This is a genomic window from Synechococcus sp. SYN20 (genome assembly GCF_014279555.1).
Lineage (GTDB): Bacteria > Cyanobacteriota > Cyanobacteriia > PCC-6307 > Cyanobiaceae > Synechococcus_C.
Genome location: NZ_CP047959.1, coordinates 1949558 through 1971114, shown reverse-complemented (window position 1 = coordinate 1971114; position 21557 = coordinate 1949558). Strand labels below are relative to the sequence as shown.

At 48.6% G+C, this 21557-nt stretch carries 22 protein-coding genes; 14 read left to right on the top strand and 8 right to left on the bottom strand.

The window, feature by feature from the left end:
• Entirely contained in the window at positions 1 to 819 is an 819-nt protein-coding gene (xth, locus tag SynSYN20_RS10440) for an exodeoxyribonuclease III (RefSeq protein WP_186523567.1), read from the bottom strand.
• A gap of 160 nt (positions 820 to 979) precedes the next feature.
• Between xth and SynSYN20_RS10435 the strand changes: the two genes are divergently transcribed.
• The 4 genes from SynSYN20_RS10435 (at position 980) to SynSYN20_RS10420 (ending at position 5868) form a co-directional block, all read left to right on the top strand.
• Positions 980 to 2167: a tyrosine-type recombinase/integrase gene (locus SynSYN20_RS10435; protein ID WP_186523566.1), complete on the top strand. Its 1188-nt coding sequence runs from the start codon at positions 980 to 982 to the stop codon at positions 2165 to 2167.
• Positions 2168 to 2505: 338 nt separating this feature from the next.
• Complete coding sequence (locus SynSYN20_RS10430; protein ID WP_186523558.1) at positions 2506 to 2988, top strand: hypothetical protein; 483 nt, start codon at positions 2506 to 2508, stop codon at positions 2986 to 2988.
• 868 nt (positions 2989 to 3856) lie between these two features.
• On the top strand, positions 3857 to 4765 hold the full coding sequence (locus tag SynSYN20_RS10425; protein WP_186523556.1) for a hypothetical protein: 909 nt from the start codon (positions 3857 to 3859) through the stop codon (positions 4763 to 4765).
• Between the two features lie 182 nt (positions 4766 to 4947).
• On the top strand, positions 4948 to 5868 hold the full coding sequence (locus SynSYN20_RS10420; protein WP_186523554.1) for a hypothetical protein: 921 nt from the start codon (positions 4948 to 4950) through the stop codon (positions 5866 to 5868).
• 4 nt (positions 5869 to 5872) lie between these two features.
• Here SynSYN20_RS10420 and SynSYN20_RS10415 read toward each other — a convergent pair whose 3' ends face one another.
• From SynSYN20_RS10415 to SynSYN20_RS10400, 4 genes are all read right to left on the bottom strand, one after another.
• Positions 5873 to 6508, bottom strand: coding sequence for a hypothetical protein (locus SynSYN20_RS10415; protein ID WP_186523552.1), 636 nt, complete (start codon positions 6506 to 6508; stop codon positions 5873 to 5875).
• The gene (locus tag SynSYN20_RS10410; RefSeq protein WP_186523550.1) at positions 6501 to 6722 is read right to left on the bottom strand and encodes a hypothetical protein; all 222 of its coding nucleotides are present in this window, start codon (positions 6720 to 6722) and stop codon (positions 6501 to 6503) included. The genes SynSYN20_RS10415 and SynSYN20_RS10410 overlap by 8 nt, the downstream gene beginning before the upstream one ends.
• Before the next feature lie 5 nt (positions 6723 to 6727).
• Positions 6728 to 7018, bottom strand: coding sequence for a hypothetical protein (locus tag SynSYN20_RS10405; protein WP_186523548.1), 291 nt, complete (start codon positions 7016 to 7018; stop codon positions 6728 to 6730).
• A 559-nt stretch (positions 7019 to 7577) separates the two neighbouring features.
• Positions 7578 to 7853, bottom strand: a complete 276-nt coding sequence (locus tag SynSYN20_RS10400) for a DUF3764 family protein (protein WP_186523546.1) — start codon at positions 7851 to 7853, stop codon at positions 7578 to 7580.
• 901 nt (positions 7854 to 8754) lie between these two features.
• On the opposite strand from SynSYN20_RS10400, the gene SynSYN20_RS10395 reads away from it, so the two are divergent.
• The 6 genes from SynSYN20_RS10395 to SynSYN20_RS10375 all read left to right on the top strand — a co-directional run bounded on the left by SynSYN20_RS10395 (position 8755) and on the right by SynSYN20_RS10375 (position 15101).
• A complete protein-coding gene (locus SynSYN20_RS10395) occupies positions 8755 to 9819 on the top strand; it encodes a carbamoyl-phosphate synthase (RefSeq protein ID WP_255476242.1) in 1065 nt (354 codons plus the stop codon).
• Between the two features lie 363 nt (positions 9820 to 10182).
• On the top strand, positions 10183 to 10314 hold the full coding sequence (locus SynSYN20_RS14535) for a hypothetical protein (RefSeq protein ID WP_255476241.1): 132 nt from the start codon (positions 10183 to 10185) through the stop codon (positions 10312 to 10314).
• Between the two features lie 601 nt (positions 10315 to 10915).
• Positions 10916 to 11980 (top strand): carbamoyl-phosphate synthase, encoded by a 1065-nt coding sequence (locus SynSYN20_RS10390; RefSeq protein WP_255476427.1) that lies wholly within the window; start codon positions 10916 to 10918, stop codon positions 11978 to 11980.
• Between the two features lie 379 nt (positions 11981 to 12359).
• Entirely contained in the window at positions 12360 to 12734 is a 375-nt protein-coding gene (locus SynSYN20_RS10385) for a hypothetical protein (protein ID WP_186523544.1), read from the top strand.
• Positions 12735 to 12853: 119 nt separating this feature from the next.
• A complete protein-coding gene (locus SynSYN20_RS10380) occupies positions 12854 to 14248 on the top strand; it encodes a DUF4041 domain-containing protein (protein WP_186523542.1) in 1395 nt (464 codons plus the stop codon).
• Positions 14249 to 14795: 547 nt separating this feature from the next.
• Positions 14796 to 15101, top strand: coding sequence for a hypothetical protein (locus SynSYN20_RS10375; protein ID WP_186523541.1), 306 nt, complete (start codon positions 14796 to 14798; stop codon positions 15099 to 15101).
• Here the strand turns inward: SynSYN20_RS10375 and SynSYN20_RS10370 are convergent.
• Entirely contained in the window at positions 15067 to 15831 is a 765-nt protein-coding gene (locus tag SynSYN20_RS10370; RefSeq protein WP_186523539.1) for a hypothetical protein, read from the bottom strand. The genes SynSYN20_RS10375 and SynSYN20_RS10370 overlap by 35 nt on opposite strands.
• A gap of 132 nt (positions 15832 to 15963) precedes the next feature.
• On the opposite strand from SynSYN20_RS10370, the gene SynSYN20_RS10365 reads away from it, so the two are divergent.
• Genes SynSYN20_RS10365 through SynSYN20_RS10350 form a run of 4 tightly spaced genes read left to right on the top strand, consistent with a single transcriptional unit; the run spans position 15964 to position 19415 of the window.
• Positions 15964 to 16635, top strand: a complete 672-nt coding sequence (locus SynSYN20_RS10365; protein ID WP_186523537.1) for a hypothetical protein — start codon at positions 15964 to 15966, stop codon at positions 16633 to 16635.
• Positions 16636 to 16639: 4 nt separating this feature from the next.
• The gene (locus tag SynSYN20_RS10360) at positions 16640 to 17278 is read left to right on the top strand and encodes a hypothetical protein (RefSeq protein ID WP_186523536.1); all 639 of its coding nucleotides are present in this window, start codon (positions 16640 to 16642) and stop codon (positions 17276 to 17278) included.
• Positions 17275 to 18486, top strand: a complete 1212-nt coding sequence (locus SynSYN20_RS10355; protein WP_186523534.1) for a LarC family nickel insertion protein — start codon at positions 17275 to 17277, stop codon at positions 18484 to 18486. The genes SynSYN20_RS10360 and SynSYN20_RS10355 overlap by 4 nt, the downstream gene beginning before the upstream one ends.
• The gene (locus SynSYN20_RS10350) at positions 18480 to 19415 is read left to right on the top strand and encodes a lysylphosphatidylglycerol synthase domain-containing protein (protein WP_186523532.1); all 936 of its coding nucleotides are present in this window, start codon (positions 18480 to 18482) and stop codon (positions 19413 to 19415) included. The genes SynSYN20_RS10355 and SynSYN20_RS10350 overlap by 7 nt, the downstream gene beginning before the upstream one ends.
• Before the next feature lie 247 nt (positions 19416 to 19662).
• Here SynSYN20_RS10350 and SynSYN20_RS10345 read toward each other — a convergent pair whose 3' ends face one another.
• Together SynSYN20_RS10345 and SynSYN20_RS10340 are read right to left on the bottom strand one after the other, a co-directional pair.
• A complete protein-coding gene (locus tag SynSYN20_RS10345; protein WP_186523523.1) occupies positions 19663 to 21201 on the bottom strand; it encodes an iron ABC transporter permease in 1539 nt (512 codons plus the stop codon).
• Between the two features lie 177 nt (positions 21202 to 21378).
• On the bottom strand, positions 21379 to 21528 hold the full coding sequence (locus tag SynSYN20_RS10340) for a hypothetical protein (protein ID WP_186523522.1): 150 nt from the start codon (positions 21526 to 21528) through the stop codon (positions 21379 to 21381).
• Positions 21529 to 21557: the final 29 nt, after the last annotated feature.

Sequence of the window (21557 nt, the reverse complement as noted above, 5' to 3'; positions counted from 1 at the left end):
TTAAACGTCATCGTCGTCCTCTAAGTCCCAGGCCAGGTCAACCACCACAGGTGCGTGGTCGCTGGGTTGGATCCGTCCTCGTTCTTGCTTGTCGATCGAACAGCTCCGCGCCACCCCCCGAAGTGTTTCATCGAGATACACGTGATCGATGCGCCAGCCACGATCTCGGTCCCAAGCACCACTGCGGTAATCCCACCAGCTCCAATGGCCGCTGTTGGGTTCAAACAGACGAAAGGCGTCTTGAAGATCAGGACCTAAGGCCGCTCTCAACGCGTCCCGTTCGCGATCTGAGGCCATGATCCCTCCGGACAAGCGATCCGGATCAGGTAGGTCTCGCGCTTCAAGCCCGATATTGAAATCCCCCACCACGCAGAGAGGTTCGTCTCTGGTTTGGATGGCCCTGAGGTAGCGCTCGAGGCAGGACAGCCATTTGAGTTTGTAGTTGTATTTATCCGAGCTGAGACTCGATCCATTGGGGACGTACAAATTCACCACTCGAACGCCATCGATGAGTGCGCTGATGACGCGTTTTTGAGCGCTAAGCTCCTCCGCCTCTGTGTCGTCAATGAGCTCTGCGCTGAAACCCATCCGCACGTCTTCAACGGGTGTGCGACTGATCAGTGCAACGCCGTTGTAGGCCTTCTGTCCGTAAAACTGAACTTCATATCCCCTCTGGAGAAAGGGCTCTAACGGAAATTGAGGATCATCCACCTTGGTTTCCTGCAAGGCCAGCAGGTCTGCTTGCGAGTGTTCAAGCCAATTCAGAACATGATCCAGTCGGGTTCGCACTGAATTGACATTCCAGCTGGCGATTTGCATAACTGACGAAAACGATTGCTGCTAGTGGTGGACAGGGTTCTATTGGGCTACTGTAGGTACACCTTGTAGATACAGTGCTGCTTTGGGCGCCATCACAACTATCCCAGGTCGTAGCGGCTTCTACATACGTGTTGCTGTCCCTAATCCGCTCAGGAAGGTCATGGGTACCAGCGCCGTGGTCAGGAAGGCTGGCAAGACGCATGCAGAAGCTCTCAAGAACCGAACTCGGATTGTTCTGGAGATCGACAAGCTCTTCCAAGACAAGCGCGGCTTAGATCCAATAGGTCAGCAGTTCGAGCAAGACGGTGGTCCTGAGGTTGACGAAAGCTTTCTGATCCATCTCGAAGACCGTCTTAAAAGCGTTGGTCTCAATGAGGACCAGATCAACTCAGTGCTCTACAGCCGTGATGAGCTTGAGCAGCAGGGTTTGCCTTATGAGCCTCAGCCCAAGCTCCATGAGCAGCTAAAAGCCTCTCTAAGCGGCTCTAGCAGCTATCTGAAGTGGATAGACCGAAGACTCAAGGCTGAGGCGCCTGCCGCTACTACAGAGCTGTCCTGGAGAGGTCGTCTTAAACGGTTGGCTGATTGGTATGGCAGTGACTACCTGGCTGGAATAGACCGCAAGCAAGCAGCTGAATACAAGGACCACCTCCTAGAGCAAAAGAAACCTTCAAGTGTCAAGACAGAACTTGGAACAATCCTTGCCTTCTGGACTTGGGCTATTGATGCAGGTGAAGTTCAAACCAACGTCTGGTCTGGCCTGAAAAAGAAACTAAAAGAATCAATCAAAGATGATGCGTTAGATCCTGAACTTGTTAAACAAGCAAAGGCCAAAGCTCTTCAAGTAAAAGATCTTGGATTCTTCCTGCAGCTTTATACAGGCTGTCGTGCAAGTGATCACCAAGGCTTGAGATATTCCGATATAGACATGTCGGGTTTGTCTATCCGCTTTGTTGAGTGGCAAACCGAAGCGATTGAACGACGGCTGAAAGGTGGAGCAAAAGATATACGTAAGGTTCCTATCTGCATGAAACTAAAAGCAGTCATAGAAGAATTCCTGCCTGATGTAGTCAATAACACCTCTGATGAACTGATCTTTCCAAAATCATATGATCCTTCTCTGAAGTTGTTCAGTCATCGCTGGTCGGTGAACTGTAAGAAAAGATATGGAATCAAAAGCCATGCAATCCGATCTCATGTCATCACCCAGCTAGGAGCCAAAAATATCTCCCCTGACTTCCTTTATGAAATAACTAGACACACACAGACTGGGATGTCAAAAGTAGTCATGGGTTACACAAGACCTTCTTGGTCGGACGTGGCAGCCGTAATGGAGCTATTGGACTGATCGACAGCACTCCTCACATTAAAACAAAACAACTAATGCGTATTTATCTAAATTGCAATTCCATCTATAAGATTCATTTGCTACCCCTCAGCTCTCTCAGAATCGCCTACAGCGCCACTTAAATAGCCGAGAGCTGCGTTTTACCAGCATCACACTCACAAGCCGCACAGAGCGGCATACACATCACATACATCACATTATAAATACGCGTAATGAAATTAAATATGAATAAAGACTAATCAGAGAAAGCAGAAAAGGCTGCAATAAGATCTAAAGAAGTAGAATAGAACACTCAGTCGCAGAGTAAGATGTTGAAGCGCTTTGGCTATTGATTCAACATGAAAAATGCAAATTTAAAAGGATGGAAAGTTTCATGCACCCTGGATTATCAAATTTCCATGCAAGAGCTTTTTGTAAATGGAATGTCGGCAGAGTCAAAAGATGAATTACCCAAGCCATTCCCGAAACGTATTTCCATTGTGCAAGTCACAAGAGAATCACTCGCTGTAGAAAGGCTAAAGCCCTTGGCTTCATCTAGTATTGTCATATGCTTTGAAGATGAAAAAGAGCTGGAGGACTATCAACCCCTAAGCCTCTATCCAACCAAGACTAAGCCTGAAATTACTGGTACTGCTTACTTGCAAGCCAAGATAGACATTTCATATCCTCATGGTTGTGGCTCAGGTGCACTATTGGTATATTCAAATCACCTTACAAGAGTATTGATACTTGGAGAAGAGTTAGCAGAACTCTTTGAGTTGTCTGACGCTACTGATCCTATTAAGGCACAGCAATGGATAAAAGAAAATTTATCCAAATGAAAGCATTGGGTGTAAATTCTAATTCTTGCAATGATTATGATTAGCTTGTAAAATTAACCTTGATTTACTTTTTCCAATCTAGGTGGCGGCAGTTTTTTCTGTGGATTCAGAGTTGCTAGTTGCATAACTAAAATAGCTAAAATAACATTCCACTATTGTCACATTCACAAGCCCTGAGGAAGAGCATAGGGGTTGTTGAGAAGTGCCTTCCTTGTGCAAGAGAAATGATCCCACCCGTATATAGGGAGATATCTAACCCCATATGTATGCAGGAAGAGCAATCGCTCCCTTAGAGAGGGAAAGAAAACATGAATCGAAAGTGTAACGGTATGGGCGGATGTATACAGCAAGAGAGATCCCACCCGTATACAGAGGGGGATCCCACATGTATACAGGAAGATATCTAACCCGACCCTTATATAGGAGGAGAAGAGATCCCACATGTATACAGGAAGAGATCTACCCCCTTATGTATACAGGGATGATTTCTCTTATCTCAAATTATTTGTCAAAGAAAAGACAATAAAACTCGTGGATTGGAAACCACGTAAAAGAAATGGATAACTCTGAATGCCCTTTGGGAGTAAGTCGTTATCCGCGCTATCAGACGCTAGGGAGAGCAAGCCTTCAGGCAGCTTGCAGTAATACCCGTTATCTGATCCCGTTAGCCCGACGCTTTAACACAGCGGCGGCACCATAGAACTCAAGTGAAATGTCATCGATATAACGATGATAAGAGTTCTAGTTTCGGAGTATGTACTACAGGCGGAGCCTACGGCAACACTTCCCTAACCAGAATCTAAGTGAATACATAAACATGTGCTTCACACATTCATAACCATTTATCAGGACAAAGAGTTACCAGTAAGTGGTTGAAACTTTTCCCCAGGGAAAAAATAAGAGCAAATTACAAGGATTTACTAAATTGAATATCACTAAAACACTTACACCAAAGAACGAGAATGGAAGCCTTGACCAAAGGTTTATCTCTTACGTCCAGAGTCTGATTGAGCATTGCGGTCAAGAGTGCATCGACACTCTTCACCAATTCCATAAGGAAACAGAGGAAAGTGAGAGAAAAGCAGGAGGTGCAGCACTGCACATGATCGTAAAGCTTTACTCGCTAAAAATGGAGGATTGGGAGAAAAAACGATTAGCAAAAAGCTTGAGAGAAGCCCTTCAAGAGATTGGATTTAAGCCTTCAAAAGTAACTAAACTAATGGGAGCTGGTAAGTTCAAAGCAGATCAATGGAATCGACTGCACCATTGCATTGGATACAAATCAGATCAACAGCTAAAGGAAGAGCAACATGATTTCCTAAACAAGTATGGAGTAGCAGCTCTATATGAGATATCACGAATGAATGATGTTGGGCAGGCAAAAGTCCGAAATGCATATGTCGATAATGGAAATATCATGAGTAAGCATGCTCTTGAGGAGATTCGACAAGAAATTCCTGCCATTGTCGATGAGAGACGAGGAAGACGTCAAAGCTCCATTCAGGGATCAACAAAACCACTATCTCAAGAAGCAGATACATCAATTAATCTGAATGCATATGAGAGTTTGAAGTCAGCAGAAGATAATAGTGAACCTCTTCAGCTTTCAGCGCAAAAGTCTGTTTCAGAGTTCCTGTACTCAGTAGAGCCTGACTATTTAGACAAACTCCTCAATCAATACACACCACACGCACAGGATCAGATCCTTTCCATGCTTTCAGAAGCGGTTACGAAACTAGCTAGTTATTTAGCTACAAGGCAATTCGTGAATATTTAAAAAACTACCCTATTCATAACAGAATGAATCAAGAAAGAAAGCTTGAGTCCTGCATCAGATTTTGGTGTCATGGCTCAATAGCAAATAGTGCAAAATCACGTATCGACAAAATCATTACCGTGTCTCAAAAAGATGCAGAAGCAATGATTGAAGAGTGGGTAATCAAACAATACTAAATACATATGCATAAAAACAAATATCAGAAGAAAAGGGGAATGCGTCCTTCAACTTCTGCTGCCTCAGCGACACAACAAGAACTAATCCAAGGACCAATTCAACAACCTTCTGGTGCTCAACTATCTACTGATTTAGGTAGAGAGACAGCAAGACAAGTAAGGGAGAATGCAAATCCCAATACAAGGTTCATTGATAAGCCAACACCAACGACAGATAAAAATCTTTTACGTCAAGCTGCAGAGCGAAAGCAATCAATGATTAGGGATGCTCAAAGACAAGCCTTTGGACAACCTCGTTCATCTATACCCACTAATCAATTCAAAGCACCAAGGATTCCGCAATATGAAATGAAGCCAGTATTGAAGGGAGGTTCAGTACGTCTACAAGCAATACCAAGAGCATCAATCATTACTGGCGTTGCTGGCATTGCAGCCGATATGCTTGTGCAACCAGTAGCTGATGTTCTTAGTGACTATTTAATAAATCCAGTGATTGGTGCTGTCTTAGGTAAAGACATCCCATCTGCTGAAGAACTACGCCAAATCCAAACAATGAAGAAAGAGATTGAATTAAAAGATGCTGAGAATGAGCGTCTTTATCAACAGAAATTAGATGAAGCTCAATTACCAATTATTGAAGGTGAAGCACCGCTACCTCCTGCGCTTCCTGAGCCTGCTTCATATGCCTCTACAGCAGCTCCAAGCCCATATCCGCATAGAAGCAATGGTGAAGTCAATTTAGGCTCGTCACAGAGCCATCTCGCTGGAGTATCAAAAGCACATTCACGATCACAAGATGATCCCAACCGTGAATACAAGATTAGACGAGCTGCCCTTGGAGATAATCCAACTAAAGAAGAAATGGATGCGGTTGTTGCTTATGGGTTAACTCAGCATATGAAGAACTTCCCGCATCTTTACAGCTAGATATTCAATCAACTGAGTGAAGACGGATGCGCTCCTGTTCTGCCATGTCAGGGTTCAATTCAGCCCATTTCTTCATTCCAGTATTGGCTTCTAAATAGTTATTATAGCTGCAATCATATTTTTCAAGTTTAAAATCGCACTTAGGTTTCTTTGCCTCCTCAACTTCTTTCCAGTTTGCTGGTGCTTTTTCACAAGAGCTATTCCACCCTATCTCTGGCTCAATAGGTGGACAATTCTCATCAGAGCCTACTGGTGCTACCTCTTCGAGTATCAAGGAACCAGACAAATAAATGCCACCACGGAAAACACTTTTACATTTCCAATTGCTTTTGCCTGCAACTATTGAATTATTACTAGTTCTACCTGTTAACCACCATCCATATTTACAGCCAACCCTTTGGCAGTTTCCATTCCCTATATATGCAAATTGAGACTGGCATTTATTTCCAACACCAGTTCTTTCTGATGGTACTATTTCTCCCTTCATGGCTCTCACGCAACCTGCGTAATCCTTTGCCTCTATGCAAAGCTTATGAATCTTGGGATCAACCTCAGCAAGGGCTGGCAGTGAAACTGCAAGCAGTAGTGGTGCTAATAGGATTTTCATTTTTGTTGATGAGTTTAGTTGTTCTTTAGTCAATGACTATCCACTCCCGTTGAGCATCTATTATCTCATAGTCATCTAACACTTCATCGTCCTTATAAAGAATTAACTCCATGTCAATCTTGCTGAACTTATCCTGTTCGTTCTTCTCCTCTTCCCATAGTTTCATAATCTCCTCATGGGATTCAGAAGACCATTGGGTTTGTGTCTCTCCATTTGTTTTGTTGAGGATGATTGTGTAGGTAGCCATTGCCTTTACTTTGAACCTTTGACGCAATAGTAGCTTTTATCCTTGCCATTGATTCCATCTATTACTGTTGTCTTCCATCTCTTACCTTCCTTCTCGCATTGATTGATATCTGGCATTGGGAAGGTTGAGTGAGCCGAGGATTTCACGCCTCGGACATTTGATTGTGTAATAAGCAAAAGATACACTTGCTGTATCGGAGCTTGCTGGACTGCAAACGACTCAGTTTCTATTTTCTCGACTTGAGCAACTGCTGGTAAAGCAGTAGCAAGAAGTAATGGTGTTAATAGAATTTTCATCTAGCAATGATTTGTCTTTATCCAGTCTATTGCCGCTTTAGGTAATCAGCAAGTCAGCATGAGTTTGCAAGAAGAAATGGATGCTGTGGTTGCCTATGGGTTAGCTCAGCATAGAAAGAATTTTCCGAATCAATATTCTAAATAATCAGAGATTCTTGGCTTTCGGTATTTCCACACGCTGAAGTTTTGTTGTCCACGTGAATTCAAGCTGCTCACCTTGGCGCTCAATTATTATTTGAGCTTGTTTCAAGACGAATTACCCAGGATTTAATTGAATCAAGATCACCGGTTGAAGCGCGTGGAGATCTTGGATTTGTTGATCATAAAACTTGTATTAATGTTCTTCAGGCCTGCAAGCTCTTTAATCCTCTCATCGATTGGCAGTGTATTGTTGAGCGGTGCTGCAGGCTCAAGATAAAACTATGCGTCATTTAAACCATCATTAAAATCGACGCCGCCACATCAAAAAGACAGCTATCTTTAGATGAACGGCTGATAGCTGTCATTGCTAAAAAGGCTTAAATATTACCGCCTTTACTTTCTAGGATTGAATAAAGTTCTACTCTGCTGACCATGTAGAAACCTCTGCTGTCTCAAGCATGACGCCATGGCTTGCAATCCAATCTGCGTACTTAGCCATGAACTTCTCTGCGGCCCCCTCGGGATGCTGGTGAACAATCAAGACTTGACTGGGATCTGATTGACTCACACCACGAAACAACGGCTGAATACCAAATTCTGAGTGGCGCTCTAGTGTTAGCTCAGAATCAAATTCTTTGACCCATTCACTGAATGGAACATTAATCTTAACCTTGATTGTGCTTGTAGTTGTCATGTTAATGCAGATGGGTGTGTTCCTTCTTTCGACTCAATCTTAGATCAAATCTGCATTCTGTCTAATAACTCAATCTCAATGTTGTATCTGCCTCCTTAACCGTAAGCAAGGCGTGAGCAAAAGCGCTGCAAACAAGAAAATCTTGGACAGGTGCGACCTCCAGGGAGGTCGTGCACATAACGCTTATGTATTCAGAGATGGACAACGACACGGCAAGTGGTGCCTCTGTTGGTTGAAGAGGAGCGGGACAGACTTATGGCTTGGCAGCTAGGCGTGAGCCTGCAGTTCCGTTGGGAAATTATGGAGGTGTTGTACCCACAACGGGTGAGGACTTGGGTGGGTTGTATGACGACATCATTTCGACCAAGCTGCCTGATAAGTGCAAGCGTGGCACTGCTGATGAAGCTCTGGCAACCAACGTTAAAGCCTTCTAACCCTGCCCTAACTGGTGGAGTTTTTTTCGTTTCCGTATAGTCATGATACCAATAGAAAGATTCGATTCACTTGTGTAACAGTACGAACAACAGAAACGTTGACGTTGTTGCTATAAAATAAAGTAGTCTTAACTACAAACATCGTTCACCTCACTTCTGTGAGGCGCAGACTCGCCAGGCCACGGAACGGGGACCTGGATTTCTGAGGAACCTCAAATGACTCTCACCTATCGTGGTAAGCAGTATGTCCAGCACAAAGGTGTTGGTTTTGATGCAACCAAGAAGGCACCATTCACCTATCGTGGCGTGTCATACGCCAAGTAAACCAAGGATTTCACATCAATCAGCTCTCGCTTAACAGCGGGGTTTTTTATTGCCTGCTAAATAGCAGCAAAGCTGAAACCGGCTACTGCAGCGGGCAACAGCAACACAAGCAAGGCATCCTTGGCGCAATAAATCAACGCTCCATGCTGCGTCGTCTTTCCCTAGGGCTGTTGGCTTCTGCCATCTCTGTTGCTTCCCTGCCTGCCATTGCTCAAGAGGACGGCAGTGCTGATGATCTTGGTGTGATGAGCATCAGCCTGGCTGATGTGGTCAAGCCAACCCTTGGTTTTCAAGGGGCGTTGCAAGGCGCAGGCACACCAAACCAAGCAGGTATTGGCGGGTTCTTGCCTCTCTCTGTTGGAGACAACAGCGTCTGGTTCGTTGATGTCCTCGCTAACGCTAATTTCGCTGATTACGAGAGCTACAGCAGCATTGGACAAACGACCGTTGCTGGCACCACCATCTCGACCTCAACGCGCTTCGGCTACCGCTGGCTGAATGGTGACCGCTCTTGGATGTATGGCATCAATGCTGGCTATGACAGCAGACCGATGGCAACAGGTGCAACAACCAATGGAATCGAAGTCTTTAATTCACAAACACCGTTCTTTCAGCAGGTTGCTGTGAATGCAGAACTACAAAGCAACCAATGGGGTGCGAATGTCTATGGATTAATACCGGTTGGGGAATATGGCTATGGCTCAGACAATGTCGCGTTGATTAATAGTAGCTTTGGAGCAGAGCCGTTAACAACTGTCGGTCTTGATGTTAATTACAACATAAGCAATTCATTGTCTTTATTGGCAGGTTATTACTACCAAACATGTGAGAAAGACCCAGAAGTATTTGAAAACTATGCTGAAGGATCTGGTGTTAAAGCACGGCTGGAATATGACATCAGCAATCAACTACAGGCTGGTGTTGGTTATTCCTATGACGAAAATTTTGAATCCAGGGTGACTGCTGATTTGAAATTACGTTTTGGTGGACCCAAAACAACAGCAATGAGGAACGAAGTTCAACAACAACCTGTGATTAAGGCTTTAACCGCAACGCCAAGCAACCGAGACGTAAGGGTGGGGAATTCGTTAACGATAATTCCAGGATTGATTCAAACTGCAGCGATTACTAGAGAGAGAAATTGTAGAGTTTTATACGTAAGTGTTTGTGAGGAATACGAAGAGGGGGGAATACGATTTGATCCATAAGGAGAGTTGAATTTTTTGGGAGGACGTTTTTGATAAAGGAATTATAAATGCGGCCCAAACGCGAGGAATTGCGGCCCAAACGCGTTGATCCCGGCCTACTGGAAAGGTAACGACATGCCGTGCACAATAGTAGAAATCTTGTCAAGCACAACCGCATTACCTATGGCATTATCTGGCGCTTTCAACCTTTTATTCACGCCTAAATGCCATCCGATACCTGGCACGATTGAGCAGAAATTAGATAAAACGAGATCGCTAAAATAAGGGTGTGAGCTAGGGACATTGCATAAGACATGACTGCGGCTCTCCAAAGCGGGGAATGCTTTAAGCAGCTGCCCTTAACCAATCACCCTCGACACACAGATGACGTTGGCTCTATTTCAGGAGCTACAAATGGCACTAAGGGCTAAAGACTCTGAGGGCTACAAGGCATGGCTCGGACTCGGCATTGAACAGCTTGGAAGCGATGTAGCTGGTGAGGTCGAGTCGGATTGAATAGCTGACGATGGTCGCTAGCCGAAATGCAGAGATTTAATGGGAGTATGCGCAACAATTCTCCTAAACCTCATGATGAAGAGCAGCCCACCTCCTGTCAGCTCTATTGCTGTTGCGCTCCTGGCAGTTGCCGTGATTGTTCTCGCAATCAAAGAACCTCGTTGTGACTGTGAAAACGGCTTGCCGTTAGTAGAAACGCCGACCAGTCAGCAGGCTTCACCACAACGACCTTCAACAAGCGGAAGCCAGCGCGAGTTGCGTAAATTTTAGACTGGTTATTATAAGCTAACAATGAATGAAGTTGCGCGAGTAATAATTCAATCAAATTTCAAGATGCTGGTGAAGCAAGTGCATCCTGATCAGAAACCACGGCTAGGTGATTAGGTATATGACGAATTGAAAGCAGCTCATGATCGAATGTTGAAGCGATCAGTCCATTGAAAATAAGGGGCTTGCTTGTGACGTATCCATAAAGCCTGTTGAATAGCGATGTAACTGAACTGTGCAGGCTGGGGCTCAGAGCAACAAAGCTGAAACTGCCTACTGCAGCGGGCAGCAGCAACACAAGCAAGGCATCCTTGGCGCAATAAATCAACGCTCCATGCTGCGTCGTCTTTCCCTAGGGCTGTTGGCTTCTGCCATCTCTGTTGCTTCCCTACCTGCCATTGCTCAAGAGGACGGCAGTGCTGATGATCTTGGTGTGATGAGCATCAGCCTGGCTGATGTGGTCAAGCCAACCCTTGGTTTTCAAGGGGCGTTGCAAGGCGCAGGCACACCAAACCAAGCAGGTATTGGCGGGTTCTTGCCTCTCTCTGTTGGAGACAACAGCGTCTGGTTCGTTGATGTCCTCGCTAACGCTAATTTCGCTGATTACGAGAGCTACAGCAGCATTGGACAAACGACCGTTGCTGGCACCACCATCTCGACCTCAACGCGCTTGGGCTATCGCTGGCTGAATGGTGACCGCTCTTGGATGTATGGCATCAATGCTGGATATGACAGCAGGCCGATGGCAACAGGTGCAACAACCAATGGCATCGAAGTCTTTAATTCACAAACACCATTCTTTCAGCAGGTTGCTGTGAATGCAGAACTACAAAGCAACCAATGGGGTGCGAATGTCTATGGATTAATACCGGTTGGGGAATATGGCTATGGCTCAGACAATGTCGCGTTGATTAATAGTAGCTTTGGAGCAGAGCCGTTAACAACTGTCGGTCTTGATGTTAATTACAACATAAGCAATTCATTGTCTTTATTGGCAGGCTATTACTACCAAACATGTGAGAAAGACCCAGAAGTATTTGAAAACTATGCTGAAGGATCTGGTGTTAAAGCACGGCTGGAATATGACATCAGCAATCAACTACAGGCTGGTGTTGGTTATTCCTATGACGAAAATTTTGAATCCAGGGTGACTGCTGATTTGAAATTACGTTTTGGTGGACCCAAAACAACAGCAATGAGGAACGAAGTTCAACAACAACCTGTGATTAAGGCTTTAACCGCAACGCCAAGCAACCGAGACGTAAGGGTGGGGAATTCCGACACAAGCATCGACTGCAATTTTCCGAGGAGTGAAGAACAATTCAATCAATGCAATCGCAATCCCATTTTATGCAATCAATGCAATCCCAATCCCATTTTATTTCGCCGAGACGGATGACAGATTTTGATCACTGCCTAATCACGCCTAAATGCCATCCAATACCTGGCATTGATTAATACTTAGTTTAACCACGAGCGGGGTTTTAGTGATTGATCACGATCCGACATACCTACGGCTGAACTCTTCCAATACCGCAAGAAACTCTGATTCCTCCTCTTTAAAGACGAAGTAATCGAATTGCTGGGTAGGAGTAATGTCGGCCATGCTTTATGGCTTTAATTTTGCAATATAGTTCAATCGTGAAGAAAAGTCAACTAACATTTTTCATTGTGCATAAGTAAGTAATATCTGTATGTCTACCCGGATTGTTTCAAATTCTACTGAAGCATCCTTTCCATTGTCTATTGGCTAAACAAACTGTGGATCAACTTTTTTAATGGATGACTACCGTCTAGAAGATGGTCTCTTCTACTGGCAAGATGAAGACCACAGTGGAGCAATCCTCGTCTCACAGAAGATGATTGACAAATATAAGCTAAATGAAACTGGATGTTATATCCAAACTATTGATGAGTATCTTGAAGATCTAGATGAGGAGGAAGGAGAAGACTATCGCAAGTGGGATGGTGTAATTATCCTTGACCACTGCTCCCATGTAACTGCAACAGATGATGAAAGTGGAAAAGACGTTACTTCACCGTTTGGACATGTAAGAGATGAAAAGTTCGTTTGCTGGTGGAATGATATTCCTATTGAACTATTAAAGGAAGGGAAGGACGATGTTGAGATTGATGGTTGGTCCGATGGGTAACGACTTTGATGAATCAGTCCTGCCTTTTGTTGGCGATCTAGCGAGAGCTGGCTGATGACCCAGCCTTATGAGTGCCAATTACAAGCTGGTGCAGAATGGTTTGAGATGCACCTTAATAAATGGCATGGCTTCTTTTTGCCCTGAGCACAGGGTCAGCAGGGCTTGTCTTGCTGTGGGCGCTGAAGATGCGAGGCCGACTCAACCAAATTAGACAGAAATATGCTCCAGCTCTTGATATTGATGATTACGTCAGCAAGGAAGAAGCAAAACTTTTCAAAAGGAAAAATGAAGCAGATAAAGACCTATCTCAGGCTTTAGACGAATTGCATAAGGTTCAAGATCTTTGCACAGATGCCGAAGAAAAACTAAATGACATAGAGGAACAGCTTGCACTTGCCCGCGAAGACGCGGTGCTGATGGATTATGGATATTATGAACCTAATTATAATTTTGAATCATCAGGCATATGGGAAAAGCACCTGTCTGATGTTAACGCCCAATTGAAGGCAATGATCCAAAATGTTCAACACAAGGCTGATAAAGCTTCGCTCAGCGATGAATGTGCTGGATACATAACTTCAGTGGTCACTTTCAATAACTCATCAGCAAAGGGGATAAGGATGCAGAAAGCATCTATCAAGCTAATCCTGAGAGCTTTCAATGGGGAGTGCGACGGATTTATAGCTAAGGTGAATTACAAGAATGTTCAGCTTATGATGAAGCGTGTAGAGGCTTCTTATGTAGCAATTTGCAAAATAGGTGAAAAAGCAAATATGGTGACTATCAATGAAATTTACAAAGAACTAAAGAAGACAGAGTTGGGTTATGTCTATGAATATGAAGAGTGGAAGCAGCGCGAGAAAGAGGAGCAAGCCCGCATTAGAGAGCAAATCCGCGAGGAGGAGAGAGCCAATAAAGAATTTGAGAAATCCAAGCGCGAAGCTGAAAAAGAAGTCAAACGAAATGCAGATGCACTTGAGAAGGCAAGATCAGAAGTGGAAGGTGCAAATGAGAAGCAGAAGACAAAACTGCTTGCTCAAATCGAGGAATTAGAAAAGCGTATGATCGAAATGGAGGAGAAGAATCGTTATATCAGCCAAGCCATGCTTACTAAGACTGGTCATGTATACATCATTTCCAACGTAGGAAGCTTTGGTGACGACATGCTGAAAATTGGCATGACAAGAAGACTGGAGCCAATGGATCGTGTGAAGGAACTTGGAGATGCCTCCGTTCCATTCCCGTTTGATGTCCATGCCATGATCAGGACATCAGATGCACCATCTCTAGAGAGTGCTCTTCACAAGCATTTTGATGCCCGAAGGGTGAACCTAGAGAACAATAGAAAAGAATTTTTCTATGTGACTCTGGATGAAATTCAAAGAGAGCTTGATGCTCTTAAAGACGAGCTAAACATTGAGGCTGATATTCACATCACAATGGCTGCTGAGGCCAAACAGTGGCGCATGTCAAAAGCCCGTCGACATCACCTTGAGCAGTCTTACGAAGGCTGAACGAACCTTGACGTCGAAAGATTGTTTAGCCATTACTGGAGCGTGGGAGAACGCTCTTGGTGGGGCGCCCACGTCATGAGGACGGAGGCGGCGTGAGTCGCCCTCCTCTTCTTGTATCCAACCTCACGACTGACTGACAGTTGATAGGGCGTGATGACTGAGCAATCAACATGCCAACACTCGGCGCGAGCCCTAAATGAGATTTATTAATGGCATCTAGAGAAGAGATCCGTGCTGTATCTGCTTGTCAAAAAAACTATAAAAATTTGTGAGGTGAATTACATATGTACCGCTCCCATTTATTGCCCCCATAGCCTCCTGCTGACTTCACTTCTCTGGTCTTTTGTGACCAAGTCAGTTCGTTTTTCGTCCTTTTGTAGGTACAGCGCGTAGGTACAGCATCTTTTCTTATATCTCTTAAGCCTTTGGTATAACTGCTATTTAAGTGATCTCATTTTGGAATAATATTCCAGCTGGCGATTTGCACGGATGATGCGGCTTCTGAAGGTGACCCTTAGCATCGAACCGTTATTTAGGAGCTGAGAACGTGCCATCGCTTACCGCGTTAAGACCTCATCTTCTTGGCCTGATCAGTGCGATGTCGCTGCTCACTTCCGTCGATGTTTTGGCTCAGGAAAGCCCGATGGGTAGCGGCTATCAGGCTCCCCAGCAGCGTGATGTGTTCCAGACCGTGCCAGGCCAGAACGACCAGGAGTCGGTACTTGATGCCACCAACCCCATGGACTTGATGAATCGGTTGCGCAGGGCCAATGCGATGAATGACGCCACACCGCCCGCTGACGCCATCGATGCGGCGCTTAAGGCTTTGGAGTCGTCTCAGCCCGCGCCTTAGGAGGAGGGGGAAGCACGTTTAGGAGACGCTTTGCCGTTCGCTCCTCACCCTTTCGGAAGGAGTCAAGTTGCCAGCGCACCGCTAGCTGATCCAAGGTCTGCTTGTTCTTTTCACTGACAGAAAGATTGTTTCTGGCTCTTAGTAATACCTCTTGCGATAGCTGTCGCTGTCCCTTGTCTCGATGGAGAAGGGCTAGGGCGAGCAGAGGTTGCATGTTCTTTGGAGATTCTGCGGCAATGAGGCGGTAGGTGGCGATGGCTGCGTTGTCTTGTCCGGAGAGGCGTTGCAAATCAGCGAGGCGCAATCCAAGCGTGAGTCGTTGACCTTTGGGTGTTTTCTTGAAACGATCGTATGTCTGTTCCAAAGCGGTGGCCTGACGCTTTGTTCCTAGATCCAACAGCAGTTGGAGGTTCTGGACTTCTGGGCGATTGGGCCATAGCGCTTGAAGAGTGATGAGCTCACGCCCTGCTCCATCGCGATCACCGCGTTGGAGCTTCCTTTGGGTCAAGAGCATGCGCCACCGCCACTCGCGTGGATGGGAGAGGGCAAGTTGCTCAAGCCTTTGCTCTGGCTCAATGGCTTGAGGAGCTTTTTGTTTGGCTTGATCTTCAACAGGCTTAATGCGTGACAGCGGCTGTTGATTGGTCTTTTGATCGGCCTTTGGATGTTGATTCAGTGCTTGGGCTACAAGCCAGCCTGTGATCAGGGCCAGAGGAAGCCCCAACCCCATCATCCATCGATGTCGAACCGCCTGTAATCGGTTAGCGCCGTGCAATCTGCATGGGGAGTGCTCAGCCCACTCTGATTCGAATCCCCCGAGCTGGCTAGAGTCTCTTAAGGCCAATGGAAGCCACTCACATCAATGCGCGACCATCCGATTTCCCCGGTTACAGAACCCCTCCAGTACCGGGCGATCGGTGTTGTTAGGGGGATCTATCGACCGGAATCTGACGATCAGCTGACCCGGGGGGTCTTGATTGATTCCGATGGCAATGAATTAGAGGCTGTCGTTCTTGGCAGGATGCTCACCCTCATGCGTCGTCATCTCGATATGTCAACGCCTCACCTGTGGGTGGTGTATCCCCGCTGCCGTGAGTCAGATCAGCTGCATCTCCAAATTGCAGGAATTTGGGAGCCGAGCACGCTGGCGACAGCTGAGGCCTCGGATACCGAGAGCGTGGATGCCGAAGCCTCAGAGACCCAGGGTTCCCCGGATCAACTGCCCGAAGGTGACGACTTCTTCTCGATTCGTGGCGAATTGATTTTTACGAAGCCAGAAGCGAATGAGCTCGTCGTGAAGGTTCGCCAGCTCCCTCGAGCTGATGGATTCCGTCCTTTGCCCTTCAAAGTTCAGCTCACAGGAGAACTGCCCCTCGAGCATCTAAGGCATTTCGTCAGCTTGGATGTGCGCCGTCAAGGACAGATCCTCTCTGTTGAGTCCGTTGAAGTGATTGCACCGATGCCGACGCGAGGCGGAAAAGGTCGGGAGGGATCCCGTAAGGGAGGCGCCCGTCCTCGACCTGCCAAAACCTGACCTGATGCCCTCTTCCCCCACCTTCAACACCACTGCCGGTGTCGCGGTGGCTAGCGCTACTGGTTTGGCAGTGTTTGGACCATTGATCGGGCTGTCTACGGCATGGATTGCCCTCGGGTTGGGAGGTGCCCTTTTGGGCCTCACCGTTGACGCTGCTCAGTTCAACGGGATGGGAGGTCACCTTTTGGCGGAATCGCTGCCCGGAGGACGCAACAGATTGCGCAGAGTTGCGTTTCATGAGGCGGGTCACTGGTTGGTCGCTCAAGAGGAAAATCTCGAGGTCAAACGGGTTCTTGTTGGAACCCGTGGTTGTCTTCAGGCAGGGTTGCGTTGCAATGGTGTCACCGAATTTGCTCTACCCGATCGGGCCCGTTTGTCTCTAGAAGACTTGCGTCGCTGGAGCCGGGTTCTTCAGGCCGGAATGGCTGCGGAAACGCTGCTTGAGGGGCCCCCTCAAGGTGGGGAAGACGACAAGGCTCTGTTGGGACGGATCTGGGGGGTGTCTGGACAAGATGTTGATACGGCTCAGCGAGAGCAACGCCGGGCACGTCGGGAGGTGGAGCAGCTGTTGCGTTTGCGACGCACTGAGCTCGAATCGATCGCCAACAGGTTGCTGGACGGCATGCCTCCAGAGCCAGCATGAGCGCCCTGGTGATTGATTGTCCAACCGGTCTTGCCGGGGACATGTTGTTGTCGGCGGTCCTGGATTTAGGAGTGCCGGAGTCGGTTGTTCATGAGCCCTTGCATGCTCTTGGTCTCGCCAAGGCCTACGGGCTCAACGTTGAGGAATCTCAGAGTGGAGGATTGCGTGGGCTTCGGCTCTCGGTGAGCAGCGAGGAAGCCAGCCCTCCCCATCGTCGCTGGTTAGATCTGCGCGCGTTGATCTCGGAGGCTTCGCTGTCACCTTCCCTAAAGACAAAGGTGTTGCAGGTGTTCCAGGCCCTGGCGGATGCGGAAGCCACGGTGCACGGTTGTGCCCCTGATCAAGTTCACTTCCATGAGATTGGGGCGATCGACAGCTTGGTGGATGTGATCGGCGTCTGCGCTGGCATCGAGAACCTTGCCCCTGAGTCGATTTATTGCACAGCCCCTCCCTCCGGCCATGGTCGAGTGACAACGGCCCATGGGGTGCTTCCTGTTCCGGTGCCAGCCGTACTCGAATTGGCGAAGCGTCATCAGCTGCCGCTCCTCACGGGGGAAGATCTTCCTGCTGCTGAGCTCACCACACCCACCGGGTTGGCCTTGGTGGCTGTGTTGGCGGATCACTTTCAACGCCCCTCAAGAATGGAGGTTGAAGCCGTCGGAGTTGGTCTCGGCCATCGCTGTTTGGATCGTCCCAACCTCCTGCGCTTGATCCGCATTCGTGCTGCGAGCAGAACACAGCCTGGTTGGCAGGAGCTTGTGGTGCAGGAGGCTTGGATTGACGATGCCACTGCCGAAGAGTTGGCAAGCCTGGCTCAGCACTTGCGTTTGGCTGGCGCGTTGGATGTGGTTCAGGGATCCGTGTTGATGAAAAAGCAAAGGCCTGGTACTTCGGTGATCGCCCTTACAACGCCAGATCAGGCTGCTGCCTTGCGGGAGGTGTGGTGGCGCCATAGTCCAACCATCGGCTTAAGGGAGAGAGAACAGGGTCGCTGGGTGCTGCCCCGTCGTTGTGGGGCAAGCGCAACTCCTTGGGGCACGATTCGCGCCAAACAGACGCGCCGACCGGATGGGACCTTCACTCTGAAGTGGGAGCAAGATGAGCTCCAGCGTGTGTCTGCTGAGGCTGGTCTCACCGTGATGGAGCTTCGTGATCGCCTCGCTCTCGAGGCCCATGCTTTTGAGCCCGAGGAGGACTGGCAGTGCTGAAACGGCTTTCTTTGCCTGGTGGTTTACGGCTTTGGATCACCCTGCTCACCCTCGCCTTTGTAGGAGTGGCATTGGCAAGCCATGCCACAGGATTGCGCGCCCTCACGATTAGCCGACAGGGATGGTGGTTGTTGTTGTTGGGGCTTGGCTTGAGTTGGCTCAGTTTGGTGGTCAATGCCCTGGCTTGGAAGGTCTTGGTGGTTTGGCTCGGGCATCAGCCTGGACGCTTGGCCTTGGTGCCGCTTTATCTCCGCAGCAACTTGCTCAAATATCTGCCTGGTGGTATTTGGCATTTCCTCGATCGTTTTCGTGCTCTCAGGCCTCAACTTGGTGGCGGCAAAGCTTTGGTGTCGGTGTTGATGGAGCCGATGGTGATGGCCGTTGCTGCCTTGCTGTGGGTGCCATTTGGTGGGTTTCAAAACGGGTTGGCGTTGCTCTGTGTTCTTCCTTCCGCGCTGCTGTTGCCGCGTTGGCGTGAGCCTTTGTTGCGTCGGCTGGAGACCAGCAAGTTGCGCCAGCTCAATCGCGTGGACCCTGGGAGTACGACCTCCATTGAGGATGAGGAATTGGGCAGCGGCAGAACGTCTTACCCCTGGTGGCCCCTGGTCTCTGAACTGTTGTTCGTGCTCTGTCGATTTGCGGGGTTTTGGTGCTGCTTGCAGACGTTCGGACTCCTGGCTGGGCAGCCTCTAGGCCTTTGGCTTGCGGCCTTTGCCCTCGCCTGGACGGCTGGCCTGGTTGTTCCTGCTGCTCCAGGTGGTTTGGGGGTGTTTGAGGTGGTTCTGTTGTTTCGTATGGGCACGATGGTGCCGGAGGCGCCGTTGCTTGCGGTGGCACTCAGTTACAGATTGCTCGTGACCTTGGCCGATCTGATCGCTGCCGCTGCTGTGAAGGGTGATGCCTGGATGGCAGCAAAGGTTCGCGTTTAATCGGCTGTTCTGATGGTGTGGCCGTTCACTGAACTCCCAATGCGCTGGGAGGCTTTCAGCAGCTGCTTCCTAGGCATCGGATAACCGACTTGGGTTGGTGCGTAAGGCGATCTGGGGTTTGGATTGTTAGCGAGGGGCGCTGCACTCTCGTGATTGTGAGTGACGGTAATTTCCGTTTGGTTCAACGAAATTTGGTGGGTTTGTTGGCTCCGCTCCGTAGCCCTCGATGCCCGTCTTTGCAGGAGAATTACGTCTCTGTTGTGTGGTCGAGGCCTGGCACCAGGGCTGCTGCAGCAATGAGGCCGAGTCCAAGGATCATCAAGGCAGGCCAAAGCGCTGCCGCAAGCCGCTCGTCGCTCGCATATTGAAAAACGCGCACGGAAAGGGTGTCGAAATCAAAGGGGCGAAGCGCGAAGGTCAGAGGCAGTTCCTTCACGGTGTCCACAAAAACAAGCAGTGCACCGACGGCGAGCGGGCCCTGTAGGAGGGGAATATGAATGCGACGGAGTACATCCGGCCAGCGGCAGCCCAGACCAGTGGCTGCTTCATCCAGGCTGGGTGACATGCGTTCCAAACCTGCATCAAGCCCCCCTTTGGCAACAGCAAGGAAACGATCGCTGTAGCCCCAGAGCAACAGCAGAATTGGTGAGAGCTGCCAGGGCCCACCGATGATGAGTAAGGCCAGGGCGAGCACCGCACCTGGAATCGCGTATCCGAGTCCGGCGAGAAAGGTAAGGCTGTGCAGCCAAGGAGCCGTGGTCCAGCGCTTTGTGATGGCAAGGAGCAAGGCAGCTGCTACGGCCAAGCCTGATGCCGCAAGGGCGAGACCAAGACTGCGCAAGGTCAGCAGCAACAGCTCTGGCTGTAAACCATTTTGAAGTTGATCCAGGTTCAAGCAGGCCCAGATCAATGGTGTGCCAAGGCTCAGAAATGGTGGAATGAACCCCAAGGCCTGGGCGGCCAAGGCTCTTGTTCCAGTAAGAGTCCAGTTCGGGGATTCTCCACCTGTTAGGCCTTCTGACCATCGACGGCTACGACGACGCAGTTTGCGTTCGCCAATCAAAAGACCCGTCACGATGATCAGCGTGACTAGGGCAAGTCCGACTGCTCCTGCTGGATTGCCTTCGAGTTGCCAGGCTTGAAGAATTCCAGCGGAGAGACTTGGAATGCCTAGGAGTTGAACGGCCCCAAGTTCGTTGACCACCTCCATTCCCATCAGCGCGATTCCCGCTCCGATGGCAGGGAGAGCCATCGGCAGGGCGATGCGTCGAAAGCTTTCCCATGGACCCACTCCGAGGCAACGGCAGGCTTCAAGTTGACGGCGACCGCAGATGCTGAAGCTTTCAGTGCTGAGCAGGAAAACGTAGGGATAGGTGCTCAAGGCCATGACCAGCACACCCCAACCCAGTCCATGAATTCGGAACCCATGGATGCTGCCCAGATCCACGAGCGTTGCAGCGAGAAGGTACGAGGGGCTGGCGAGTGGGAGCAGCTGGGCAATCCGAAGAAGGCGTCGGCCTGGAAAGCGGCAATTGGCGAGGAGCCAGCCATTTGCGGAGCCAAGAATCGCTCCGAGGCTCGCGGTGCCAAGCAGCAGGAGGGTTGTTCCTTGGATTTGGATCAGCCCATCGGCGCCCAGGCTGGCCGAACCAAGAAGAAGGCCTCTGACGCCCTCACCGATTAATCCGCCTAAGGGAAAGAGCGCGAGCGCTGCGAGGAGGCATGCCACGACTGCTAATAGGGTTCTCCCTTGCTGCCACTGGGCTTGCAAGCTCTTTCCTGTCATGAGTAGTAGCGAAGGCCTAGGGCTCGAACATTCACAAAGAGGTGGCAGCCAGGTCCACGTCCACGAATTGGATTGCCTCTGACCTGCATTTGTACCAAGAGCCTGTTGAGAACGATACTCAAGAGTGGATTGTTTGGCTTGGTCCTTCTGCTCAGTCACTGGACCGAGATCACGCTATTAGCGTCGGGCTTGCCGTACAGGGATCGGGGCAAGTGCGGGTTCCATCAAGCCGCCACCGCTATTGTCGTCATCGTCAGAGTTGGCGTTAAACCAAAGAAGGATGCCAATCAGAATGCAACAAGTCCCCAGAAGGGTGAGCTCAAACATCGCCAACCCAAAGCTGGGGAAACTCTAAT